General features: G+C 44.4%; 8 protein-coding genes. 6 read left to right on the forward strand and 2 right to left on the reverse strand.

Annotated elements, in window-relative coordinates:
- Positions 1-663, reverse strand: a complete 663-nt coding sequence (locus GQS54_RS00950; protein ID WP_166422136.1) for an ABC transporter ATP-binding protein — start codon at positions 661-663, stop codon at positions 1-3.
- A 364-nt stretch (positions 664-1,027) separates the two neighbouring features.
- Here GQS54_RS00950 and GQS54_RS00955 point away from each other — a divergent pair, with 364 nt between their 5' ends.
- Positions 1,028-3,034 (forward strand): hypothetical protein, encoded by a 2,007-nt coding sequence (locus GQS54_RS00955; protein ID WP_166422137.1) that lies wholly within the window; start codon positions 1,028-1,030, stop codon positions 3,032-3,034.
- A gap of 171 nt (positions 3,035-3,205) precedes the next feature.
- Positions 3,206-4,255: a family 16 glycosylhydrolase gene (locus tag GQS54_RS00960; protein WP_240919788.1), complete on the forward strand. Its 1,050-nt coding sequence runs from the start codon at positions 3,206-3,208 to the stop codon at positions 4,253-4,255.
- Here the strand turns inward: GQS54_RS00960 and GQS54_RS00965 are convergent.
- On the reverse strand, positions 4,252-5,316 hold the full coding sequence (locus GQS54_RS00965; RefSeq protein ID WP_166422138.1) for an oxidoreductase: 1,065 nt from the start codon (positions 5,314-5,316) through the stop codon (positions 4,252-4,254). The two genes, GQS54_RS00960 and GQS54_RS00965, sit on opposite strands and share 4 nt — an antisense overlap.
- A 287-nt stretch (positions 5,317-5,603) precedes the next feature.
- Here GQS54_RS00965 and GQS54_RS00970 point away from each other — a divergent pair, with 287 nt between their 5' ends.
- The 4 genes from GQS54_RS00970 to GQS54_RS00985 all read left to right on the forward strand — a co-directional run bounded on the left by GQS54_RS00970 (position 5,604) and on the right by GQS54_RS00985 (position 12,946).
- Positions 5,604-6,740 carry an FAD-dependent oxidoreductase gene (locus GQS54_RS00970; RefSeq protein ID WP_166422139.1) on the forward strand — a complete coding sequence of 379 codons (1,137 nt, stop codon included), beginning with the start codon at positions 5,604-5,606 and terminating at the stop codon, positions 6,738-6,740.
- 397 nt (positions 6,741-7,137) lie between these two features.
- Positions 7,138-8,328, forward strand: a complete 1,191-nt coding sequence (locus GQS54_RS00975; protein ID WP_166422140.1) for an efflux RND transporter periplasmic adaptor subunit — start codon at positions 7,138-7,140, stop codon at positions 8,326-8,328.
- Between the two features lie 3 nt (positions 8,329-8,331).
- Positions 8,332-11,493, forward strand: a complete 3,162-nt coding sequence (locus GQS54_RS00980) for an efflux RND transporter permease subunit (RefSeq protein ID WP_166422141.1) — start codon at positions 8,332-8,334, stop codon at positions 11,491-11,493.
- A complete protein-coding gene (locus tag GQS54_RS00985; protein ID WP_166422142.1) occupies positions 11,486-12,946 on the forward strand; it encodes an efflux transporter outer membrane subunit in 1,461 nt (486 codons plus the stop codon). Before GQS54_RS00980 ends, GQS54_RS00985 begins: the two co-directional genes overlap by 8 nt.
- The last annotated feature ends 15 nt before the right edge of the window (positions 12,947-12,961 follow it).

Here is a 12,961-nt window from a genome sequence, read left to right on the forward strand (position 1 = left end):
TTAATTAGCTCGCACCAGTTTGCCGTCCTTCATCAGGTAATGCTGCTCAGCCAAAGCCGCTACGGCACTGCTGTGGGTCACAACAACTAAGCTAGTTTGCAATCTAAAACTTTGCTCATAAAGCAGTTTGGCGATTTTGTTGCTGTTTTTAGCATCTAAGTTGCCTGTGGGTTCATCTGCCAGTAATAACGCAGGTTTATGGGATAAGGCTCTAGCAATGGCGACCCGCTGTTGTTCGCCGCCGGATAATTGATTCGGTAGTTTTTTACTGTGCTGGGCGATATCTAGCGCATCAAGCAACTGCGCAATATAGCCAGGATCGAGATTATTGTTTAGCCGCGCCGGTAAACATAGATTGTCATAGACCGACAGACAATCAATCAGATTAAAGCGTTGGAATATCAGCCCCACCGTGCAGCGTCGGTAATCGTCGGCTTGACGCTCGCCAATTGTGGTTAAATCTAGTTGGTTAACTGTTAGCTGACCGCTATCAGGTTTGTCTAAACCAGCAAGCATATGTAACAAGGTCGATTTGCCCGAACCTGACTCCCCTTGAATACTCATTTGTCCACCGGGAGGCAAACTTAAATCTAGCTCACGCAATACCACTTGACGTCGATCGCCATCTTGGTAGCTTTTGCAAATTTTATGGGCGTGGATCATGGCGCTTGGCTACTGACTGATTAATGCTAGGGACCAGTATATTAGCATGGGTTATAACGACAGCGATGTGCTAGCTCAAATGACTTAAGCATGTTGGTCTCTAAAAAGGTTGGTGATACTGAGAAAAAATACTTTTTAATCAACATAAACAATGACAACGATAGGCTTTGCCGTAAGCCGAAAAACAATAGAACGGTCTTTGATTTGAATGGTCATACTTTGAATTGCGGTTTAATCGCGCATCACATGTGAATAGAATACCAAAAAGCCTAGATAAACTAAAAATGATAGGCAGTAAATTGCTTCGTTTTATCTTAAGATTCACACGTTATCTCATCATATTAACGTCAAATGGAACCGTACAATGCCCTTTTCTAACAAAGTTGATTATATTCCCAATATGTCTGGCGGTGGATATGATCCTCTTGCGGTGCAAGAACAAAAAAAAGTGCAAACAAGACGGTGGCAGGTTCTGGTCGGTGTGTTCCTTTTTGTGCTGACGATAGCGAATATTTTTATTTGGAGCAGAGCGCCAGAGTTTCGTAGTCAGGCGATTATGCATTTCGCCTATACTACGCAAAACGCGCAAGAGCTTGATTATATCGCCCAGCAACAACTTAGCCTTAATCAACAACGTTTAACTAGCAATAGCCTATTGCAGGCGTTATCCATCAAGTTGCGTGAAGAACACTTGATTGACCTCAATGTTCAACAATTGAAGGAAATGCTTAGTGCAACAGCAAGTGAAACAGGAAAAATAATAACCTTACAAACTGTCGGGTCCACCCCTGAATTACTTAAATCTGTGCTGCAACAGTGGTTGTCTTTGTATACATCATTACTAGAGCGAGAGCGCGTTAGTAATGGCTCTGATGAAATATTGCAATATCAGCAGCAATTGACCGTGCTGGAGCAAAAAATTGCTCAGCAAAAACAGGTTATAAATGAGTTTTCGCAAGCCAACAATATTGTATCTTCAGAGCGTAATGACAATCGAATTCCAAACAAAATAAAAGGGTTGGGTATTTCCTTAGATGAAGCTGAAGAACAGAAAACTCAGGCATTAGCTGAGCTGGACAGTATTAATGAGTCCCTTGCCAATGGACAGCTGATCGAACGTCCGGTCGATAAAGCAAGTATTGAGGTGAACCGAGCGGCGGTGCAAGAATTAGCAGCAGAGTTATCAGCACTATCAGAAAAATATACTCAGGAATATTTACAGCGAGATCCTGAGGTGGTTGCTAAACAACAGAAATTTAGCAGTTTAAGTAAAGACTTAGAGCAACAAATTGCTGACAGTCAGTTATTGTATTTACAAGATTCACGACGCAACCTCGCCGTATCCGTGAGTAAAGTTAACGCCTTGCGAGAGCAATTAGCTGATTTCCAGGATCAGGCTCAGGATTTTAATCAAAAGTTAGAGCAGTACCGTCGTTTAGATGAGAGCTTAAAAGAATTGCAATCACAGGCCCAGACCCTGAAAAATCAGCTTGTGGCCCAAGAAGTGTCGAAGCCCTTTGACGCTAAAATAAGCATACTCGAACAACCTTTTACCCCAGAGTTTCCAATTGGTCCCAACTACTGGCAAGACACACTTATTAGTATTGTTGCGGCTATTTTATTGGCAGTGATGGCATTACTTCTATTCAGTTTTATTGTGCGCCAAAAGTCGTTACCGGTTGGAGGCACTAACTTTGTGGTTATGCCTGGCCAACAACATGGGAATCATTATGCGGAATTACAGGGGGCTGAGCAGGCCAAATTAGGGGCGAGAGCTCAGCCTTTACAGCTAGGCGAGCAGCATGCACCCCAGACAACTATCCGTCTACTGACCACCGCCGAGTGTCAAAGCTTGTACAATGTGGCAAATAAGCAAGCGAAGGTGGTTATCAGCTTATTACTAAGCGGAGTGGATGCCACTGAACTGGGTAAAATCACAAAAGGCGATTTTGTCCACGTTTATACTCAGCTACAAATACCAGGTACATATGCTCGGCAAGTAAAATTGACTAAGCAATTAGCGATAATTATCGAGCAGCTTTGTGAGGGTCTGCAGGTAGACGATTCATTATGGACAAATCCTTTGTCGATAGAGGACTTTTGTCAATTAATTATCAATGCAGGGCATGACGCGGAGTTGCCCTATCCAGAACAGTTATCTACCGAAGTTTTACGACACACCTATTTAACTTATCTCGTCAGTCAAGGTGTGCGTTTAAATGATTTGGAACAACTTTCAGGTTATCTCAAGCCTGCCGACTTAGCTAAATATCGAGCGGTTAATCGACACGGCAAGTCAGTGGATATTGAACAAATCGATAGTATATTTCCGCTCACTTATTCTGACGCTAACCCTGACATTGAAACCTGAGGAGAGATGACGAGCTAATCGTCTTTTCAATATAGGGTTACCGGTTAGTTAAAATCCCCGGATACGGTGCAGTAGCGAACTACGATTTCAAAGAGTAAGTGATTTTGTAATTCTTCACGGTGTGTGTTAAAACATTGATTATATATAAACATCATATGTTTTAAATTGATTATGAATTCTTCAAATACGTTACAACACTCTCCTTATAATGCGCTTCGTATGGGGATTTTGGCTTTTGGGCTAATGTTGGTTGCAAGCTGCAGCCAAACGTTTGAAAAAGAATCGGCTGCCAATACTGACATGTCTGTTTTGCCTTTTTCTGATCCTGATAACGCAGGCGATTGGATACTTAATACTGTGGTCAGCGATGAGTTCGATGGTGACATTATCGATGAAGACCGATGGTATATTGTAGGTAAATTCGCAGATGGCCAGCCAGTTTATAAACATCCTGATAAACCGCATAAAAAAGTTTGGAAAGGGCGTGCTCCGTCTCAGTTCTCTGGGCGCAATTATCGCTTAGAAGACGGTAAATTAATGCTTGAAACACGCTGGGAGCCAGACTTCCCCTTTACGGATGAAATTCGTGTACCTGTGTTTGGTGAAGCGATGCCCCATGCGAATATCACTACCGCCTGTTTTATCTCTCGCAAGGAATTTAAATACGGGTATATAGAAATCAAAAGTAAAGCAGCAGATGCTGAAATCACCAGTGCCTTCTGGTCGATGGGTAAGGGCTTTGAGTTTGATTTTTTTGAACAGTTTGGTGATCATAGAGATCCACAAAAGCTTGATTTAGACACCGAACTTTGGTGGTCAATTCGTGATTGGAATCCAGCAATCAAAGAAACGGGCAAACCAGTCTATACCGAGCACAAGGATCTAGGCTTTCGCGTTGCTGACGATTTCCACGTGTATGGCATTGAATGGGACCATACCGGGGTAAAATATTATGTAGACGGCAAGTTGCTTTCAACCGTGACGCCGGACCAAGTCACCCAATGGGCAAAAGCAAACCGTGATGTGCCGGCTGACTACCAAGGCTATGTAGCAGATAAGCCTTTGAGCCTATGGTTAGACCAAGAAACATTTCCATGGCACGGCATACCAGATAGCAAAGCAGATTTAGAGTTAAATAGTCCAGAAGGAGAAAAAGACGACGGCGTGGTCGATTTTGAAATCGAATACGTTCGTGTGTGGCAAAAATCGTCTCAATATTAATTTTTTATTTGCAGAGTCTGCCCTAGCTTGCTGCTTTGCATCGCTAATTCGATGATTTTAATGCTATCAAGGGCCTGCTCAGCAGAGACGGGATGAGGCACGTTATTATGAATTGCTTCAACGACGGCCTGAAAATAATGTTGATAACCACCTCGTTCAGTCACAACCACTTGCGCATCGCCTGCGTGGTATATATGACCATATTGACTGGCGTCTTCATCTGCCCAATTGGCATTAATAGGGGCTAGCCCTGCTATTAATCGTGATTCTTGCGGATCCAATCCGTATTTTTGAAAAGTCCCTTTACTGCCTTGAATAGTAAAACGTCTATTGGGTGTGGCGCTTAACATATCTGCATGCAATACGGCTATTTTATCTGGATAGTGCAAGACCAAATTGAAGTAATCTACCGTCGTACCGCCGTCACGTATAATGCGGCATTGCGCCGTTAACGCGTGAGGCATACCAAATAGCTGCAACGCTTGATCGATCAAGTGAGGCCCAAGATCAAATAGTATTCCGCCTCCGTCGCTGGCTTGCTCCCGCCAGCGTTGACGTACCTCTGGGCGAAAACGGTCAAAATGTGCTTCGAATACTTTTATTTCTCCTAATTGCTTCTCACGTATTAACTTCTGCACCGTTAAAAAATCCCCGTCATAACGACGGTTTTGGAAAACGCTTAGTAATCTCTGATTTTTATTGGCAAGTGCGATAAGGCGTTCACCGTCGCGACTGTTGGTGACAAACGGTTTCTCTAGAATGACGTGTTTGTTATTTTCTAATGCCAGTTTTGCTAACGAAAAGTGCACATTGTTAGGGGCGGTAATGATTACTAGTTCTGCATCACTTTGCGCTATTAAGGCCTCAGGTGAAGCGAAGTATTCTACGTTTGGCCAATCTTTGTTGACTCTTTCTTGTTGACGACTGCTGATTGCCACAAAGGCAAATTCAGCCATATTACTGATAAAAGGAATATGAAAGGTTTTTGCTGAAAACCCATAACCGATAACCGCGGTTTTAATGGCAGGCCGTGTATTTGCAGCGCTAGAAATTAACGACATGTAGTATCACCTTTGGTTGGGTTCATATTCAAATTGATTGAAATACTCTGTCTCCGAATATGGATGCATTAGGCTATCGAAGGCGGCTAGATAATTATGTCAATATCAGTGCCATTGCGCATAACAATAATAGCGCTTTGGGAATCATTTCCCCTATAAAAGTCGCTGCACTAAGTATTGCTCACATTCTGGCAAGTACCTTGCTTTCATCCAATTAGGTTGATATACGAACATCGACTAAGCCTAGATAGTGCCATCAATAATAAAATAAAACTAAGGATATCAGCATGTTCGAGGGTAAATTTAAGCGCAGAAACTTTATACAAGGACTTGGTGTCGGCGCGTTGGCTGCATCATTAGGTGGTTGCGCTAATACAGCTTCAGCCCCTGCTAATACGGCTTTTAAGCGTCCTTTTTCACGCAAGCCATTATTGGCACCAAAAATCTCTATGAATAATATTATTACCCAAGTCGTAGGGCATCGCCCCTATCGCCCTGAAGGATTTGTGGTGCGTAGTGAAGCATTTGGCGACAAGACCTTGGTGCACAATTATGGACATGGCGGTGGGGGAATTTCTCTATCTTGGGGCTCATCGGCGTTAGCTGTGAGTGAAGTGAAATCTGCTGAACATAAAGAGGCTGCGATTATTGGTAGTGGAGTGATGGGGTTAACCACAGCTCGGTTGTTGCAAGAAGCTGGCTGGAAAGTGACTATTTATACCAAAGAGATGGCGCGGCACACCACATCACAAGTGGCTGGTGGTGAATGGGGGCCGTATAGTGTGCACGACCCACTCGTATCAAGCGACACGTTTAAACTGCAATTGCAGTTAGCGGCGAAAATTGCCCATGAAACATTTGCTCGTATGGTCGGGGCTGATTACGGTATTCAGTGGATAGAGCTATACACCGCGAGTAACGAGCTACCTAAAGCTGATAATCCATTTCGTCAGTATTACCCATTTAGTCAAATGTATGGGGCGAACGAACACCCTTTTCCCACAACGTATTGCACGGTATCAGCGACCATGTTGATTGAAACGTCCACATTCTTGCGTCGCTTAATCCAAGATGTGCAATTAGCAGGTGGTGAGTTTGTTATTCGTAATTTCAACGATCAAGACGAGCTTCTAAAACTTACCCAGCCAGTTATTTTTAACTGCACTGGATTAGGATCAAGAGCACTATTTGGTGATGAAGGCATTATGCCGGCCAAAGGGCAGTTGATTTTGTTACCACCAGATCCCGCGGTTGATTACCTGACGGTAGGCGGTGGAAGTGATTCGCTATATATGTTCTCTCGTAATGATTACATGATTTTGGGTGGAACATTCAAACCGGGAGATTGGTCGACAGAACCGGATCCTGTACAAACCAAACGGATTATCGAAGAGAGCCAACAATTTTTCTCGAATCTTAGTTAATCTTGTTTTAAGAGCGTCATTTAGAGTTAGGTTATTAATCTAATGGGTGTTTATTCTTAAGTCTTTTCTAGGGTTATCACTGAGAAAAATAAGGGATACCTAACGCTTAATAACCAAGCAACATGATATCAAGGGCACTGTGTATAGTTCGGTGCTGGTTCTTTTGTATTGACCGTAAGTCATCTAATCATATATTTGCTTACATTTTTGCGATGGTCTTGACAGTGTTATTGAGTATTTATAGCGCTTATCCTGCGTAGGTTAACCCTCTCTTAACCTATGCATTGTTATTATTTGCTCCATTGTAGGCTTACCCCCCTCCAACCACCGATAAGGTGAATGGGCAGATGGTTTAAGCCTCACCATTTTCTATTTACTTATCGAGGAACACGCAATTATGAAATCTTCAATTTACATTGGGGGGTTGCTGCTAGCAGTGACTTTGCTAAGCGGCTGTCAACAAGAGAGCGCCCCAGCGCGCACCATGCCAGTGCCGGCTGTTTCATATATTACGGTGAGCACTTCGGTACATAACATTGATACTCAAATGCAGGGCCGTGTGGTGGCATCCTTAAGCGCCGAAGTCCGACCTCAGGTGGGGGGGATTATTCAAACGCGTTCTTTTGTCGAGGGCAATACTGTAGAGAAGGGGCAATTACTTTATCAGATTGATCCCGCAACCTATCAGTCTGCATACAACGAAGCCAAAGCGAGTTTAAACAGTGCAAAAGCATCCCTAGAAACGGCTAAATTGAAAGATGAGCGCTATGTAAATTTACTGAAATTTGAAGGGGTTTCGCAACAAGATGCTGACGATGCTCATGCCACTTACCTTGAAGCTAAAGCCGATATTGAGAAGTATCAAGCGGCATTAGCTACTGCGTCTATTAATCTCGAATTTACTAAAGTCACTGCACCGATATCCGGTCATATTGGTATTTCCACTGTCACGCCTGGCGCACTGGTAACTGCACAACAGGCCTCTGCTTTAGCGACTATCCGCACCTTGGATCCTATCTATGTGGATATGACTAAAAGTAGCAAAGAGCTGCTGAAATTGCGTCAGTTAATCGGTAAGAATGGTGTTAAGCAAGGTACAACAGCGGTATCCCTTACCTTAGAGGATGGCAGTGAATACGACCTTAAAGGTCAGTTGAAAATGCAAGAAGTCTCTGTGGATGCATCAACTGGTACCGTTACTTTGCGTGCTGAGTTTCCAAATCCTGACGGGATACTGTTACCGGGCATGTTTGTGCGAACCAAAGTCAATGAAGCGGTAGATGAGCATGCGATCCTTGTTCCGCAGCAGGGGGTTTATCATAATGCGACAGGCGAAGCCTATGCATATGTGATTAACGAAGATAACAAAGTAGAAAAGCGCACTTTAAAAACCATTAACGCTGTTGGCAATAAATGGCTACTTGAGAGTGGCTTAGCGGCTAATGATAAGTTATTAGTCGAAGGTAGCGGTAAAGTAGGTCCAGGCAGTGAGGTCAAACCTGTGGAAGTGCAAATGGACACTAATGGCTCTATGGTTACCCTGTCTGAGCAAAGTAAAGATACCTCAGCTATGCAAGGAGGCGTGTAAATTATGTTTGCCCGTTTTTTTATTGATCGTCCTGTATTTGCCTGGGTCATTTCGATTATTATCATGCTGACCGGTATTGCATCGATTATGTCGTTGCCGATAGCGCAGTACCCAAGTGTGGCTCCTCCCGTTATCAGTGTTAACACAAGTTATACCGGTGCGGATGCGCAAACGGTTGAGAATAGCGTTACCCAAATACTCGAACAGCAGTTAACTGGCCTTGATGGCCTATTATACTTTTCGTCATCGAGCACATCAGATGGTTCAGCGTCAGTCAGCATCACATTCGAGCAAGGCACTGATCCTGATTACGCTCAAGTGCAAGTACAAAATAAAGTACAGCAGGTCACTTCACGTTTCCCTGAGTCAGTGCAAACACAAGGGGTTACGGTAACAAAGTCTAATAGTGACTTTTTACTGGTCACCGCGATTTACGATTCTATGGACAAGGTCTCTTCCTTTGATATCGCTGATTATATTTCATCTAATATAGAAAATGAGTTGGCTCGAATTAAAGGCGTAGGGGATACCCGGGTATTCGGGTCAGAGTATGCCATGCGTATCTGGCTAGACCCGACTAAATTGGCTGCCTATGAATTAATGCCGTCTGATATTACCAGCGCGTTAAGTGCCCAGAATATACAAATACCCGCAGGTAAAATTGGTGCGGTACCGTCTTTAGCTGACCAAGAACTTAATGCCACAGTGACAGCGCAGTCAATGATGTCTACGCCTGATGAATTTCGTAATATTATTGTAAAGTATGATGCAAGTGGCGCAAACGTGCGCTTGAGTGATGTTGCACAAGTTGAAATAGGCAGTGCGAGTTACGATGCTATTCCGCGTTTAAATGGGCACCCTGCATCGGGTATTGCCGTTATGCTGTCGCCAGGGGCGAACGCCTTAGACACGGCTACTCGGGTAAAAGAGAAAGTGGCCGAGCTTGCTAAAAACTTACCTGATGGCTACAAAGTTACGTTTCCTCGTGACAGTACCGATTTTATTAAAATTTCAATCAGCGAAGTGGTGCAAACGTTACTGGAAGCAGTGGTTCTGGTTGTTATCGTGATGTTCCTGTTCTTACAAAACTGGCGCGCGACGCTAATTCCAGCCATTGCTGTACCCGTTGTATTGCTAGGGACATTCGGCGTGTTGTCAGCATTTGGTTTTTCCATCAATACGCTCACCATGTTCGGTATTGTGTTGTCCATTGGCTTGCTGGTGGACGATGCCATTGTTGTGGTTGAAAATGTCGAGCGCTTAATGCGCGAGAAGAACTTATCACCCCGAGATGCAACCATAGAGTCGATGTCAGAAATCAGCAGTGCGCTGGTGGGCATTGCCGTGGTGTTATCCGCGGTATTTTTACCGATGGCGTTTTTTGGTGGTTCGACGGGTGTTATATACAAACAATTCTCTGTCGCCATTGTGTCGTCAATGACGCTTTCGGTTATTGTTGCGTTAACGCTTAGCCCGATGTTATGTGCAAGCCTGCTGACGAAGGCTGAACACAACAAAGAAGGAAAGGGGTTCTTTGCTGGATTTAACCGTATGTTCGACCGTATGACTATCTCATATACAGGGCATGTTGAGCATGTAATTACGCGTAAGGTGCGCTGGATAATAGTGTACGGCGTTATTATTGCGATATTAGGTTTACTTATTGTACGTATGCCAACGGGTTTCTTACCCCAAGAAGATCAAGGCAGTACTATGTTCCAAATTAGTTTGCCTGAAGGCGCATCCATTAAACGAACTCGGGCCGTCGCCGAGCAAGTAGAAGAATATCTTTTGGGCGAAGAAACAAGGGACGTTGTGCGAGTCTTTTCTATCTCAGGCTTTAACTTCTCGGGCAGCGGACAGAATGCGGGCATGGGGTTTGTAGGATTAACACCTTGGGATGAGCGAACCGACGATGATCAGAGCGCCGACGCAGTAATAGGGCGTATGAACAAAAATCTGTCGACTATTCGTGATGCCCGTGTTTTTGCTATGCAGCAACCGGTTATCCGAGGGTTAGGGCAAAGCAACGGTTTTTCTTTTGAACTGCAGGCTGCAACAGGTACTAGCCGTGAAGAATTGACCCGTTTAAAAGATGAATTACTAACAAAAGCACGTCAAAGTGAGTTGCTCACCAGTATTCGAGAAGGTTCACTGAGCAACACGCCTCAACTTAAAATTGATATTGATAATGGCAAGGCAACGGCTCTTGGTTTATCACTGTCGGATGTGTCGTCGACGTTAACGTCGGCTTGGGCGGGGAGTTATGTGAATGATTTTATTGATAATGGTCGAGTAAAGAAGGTGTACGTGGAAAGTGAAGCCGAATATCGCTCAAAACCAGAGGACTTAGGCCAGTGGCATGTACGAGGGGTAAACGCAGATGGCGAAACGACTATGACGCCATTCTCAGCGTTTAGCTCATCTTCTTGGTCGAGTGCGCCGCAAAGCTTATCTCGTTTTAACGGTATTGCCTCTTACTCAATACAAGGTGCTTCCGCTAGCGGTGTTAGTTCGGGCCAAGCCATGACTGAAATGGAGCGCTTAACCGAAGAAGTAGGCCAAGGCAAGTTAAGCTACGCATGGAGTGGCTTGTCTTACCAAGAGAAACTATCAAGCGGGCAATCAGGAACCCTTTATGCCATCTCTATTTTGGTGGTGTTCTTAGCGCTTGCTGCGTTATATGAAAGTTGGTCAGTCCCATTTTCAGTTATTATGGTCATTCCATTAGGCTTAGTTGGAGCGGCAATCGCGAGCACAATGCGCGGGTTGGAAAATGATATTTATTTTCAGGTGGCACTATTAACCACTATTGGTCTGGCATCAAAAAATGCGATCTTGATCGTTGAATTTGCTGAAACGTCCTATCAGAAGGGCGCATCATTGGTAGGCTCTGCCCTTGAAGCGGCCAAACTCCGTTTACGGCCGATTATTATGACCTCTTTAGCATTTATGTTTGGTACGTTACCGTTGGCATTGTCATCAGGTGCGGGCGCAAATAGCCGTATTTCAATTGGTACGGGCATTGTTGGTGGTACCTTAACCGCAACGATTTTAGGAATCTTCTTTGTGCCTATGTTTTTCGTTTTGATCCGCGGATTCTTCCCCAAACGACGTCCAAATTACGACGCTGAGCCAACTACCGTAGAGAATGCCCATGATTAAACTAAGCATGAATATGATGCGCACCGCTAGGCTAGTGCCTATTGCTGGCGCTTTAATCTTAGCGGGTTGTAGTACCTTAGCACCGGATTATGCGCGCACTGATTTACCCGTACCTAACGAATGGCAAGACCAGCCAACAATGCAAACCCAAGGCTTATCAACAGAGCAGGCAATGCAGGTCCCGTGGGAAAATTTCATCAAAGATGCGCGTTTAGCGCAGATTATCAAGTTGGCGCTTAATAGTAACCGAAGCCTGCGTGAAACCTTAGCGGATGTAGAATCAGCGAGAGCTACTTATCGCATTCAAAAAGCCGATTTATACCCGCAAATTGATGCAGGATTAAGTGGGGCGCGTACCAAGTCCTCAACAGGCGATATCAATACAACTTACGAAGCTGAAGCGGGTTTGAGTGGTTATGAAATCGATTTGTTTGGTAAGAATCGCAGTTTGACAGAAGCGCAAATGGAAGCGTATTTAGCCAGCGCAGAAACCGCAAAAGCAGCAAGAATTACCTTAATCGGTGAAATTGCCAATGCGTGGCTTACGTTAGCAGCGGATAGCAATTTACTGAGCCTAGCTGAAGAAACAGCAGCCAATGCCAAGCAAACCATGGACATCACTAACAAACGCCTAGAGCTTGGTGTTGATTCAAGAATTGATGTGGCAAGTGCTGAAACCATTTATTATTCTGCACGCTCTGATATCGCTAGTTACACCACACAAGTGAGCCAAGACAGAAACGCTTTGCGCCTGTTAGTGGGGGAGCAGTTTGATGACAGTTTAATGGCTAAGGCTTTACCCGAGAGTGAAACCTTGGTGACAGATGTACCAGTAGGCTTGTCTTCAACTGTATTGCTTGAGCGACCTGATGTGCTGTCTGCAGAACATAATTTGAAATCAGCTAATGCCAATATCGGTGCCGCTAGAGCCGCGTTCTTTCCAACATTGTCATTGACGGCCACGGGGGGATTAGCCAGTTCCGTTTTGTCTGACATATTTACTGGCGGTGCAAGCTCGATCTGGACGATTGCCCCTAGTATCACTTTGCCCATATTTAATGGTGGCGCAAACGATGCAAATTTAGCCTACAGCGAAGCGCAGCAGAAAAAGTATCTTGCAGCTTACGAATATGCCATTCAAAGCGCGTTTTCAGAAGTGGCTGATACCCTAGCGCGCCGAGCGACGATTCAAGCTCAACTTGATGCTCAAGAAGCGTTAGTGACGGCTGCAAGCCGCAGTTACGACTTGTCGTTAGCGCGATATGAAGGCGGCGTAGATACCTTTCAAAATGCGCTAGAAGCCCAGCGCACTATGTACAGTGCCAGGCAGTCATTTATTACCACCCGCAGGATACATTTGGATAATCGTATCACTTTGTATCGTGTGTTAGGTGGTGGTTTAGCTAACTTGTCGAGTGATATTAATATAGTGCAAGATGGAAGCGAAGGCTGAAACCTAGGTGATATT

Source organism: Paraglaciecola sp. 20A4, assembly GCF_011378905.1.
GTDB lineage: Bacteria > Pseudomonadota > Gammaproteobacteria > Enterobacterales > Alteromonadaceae > Paraglaciecola.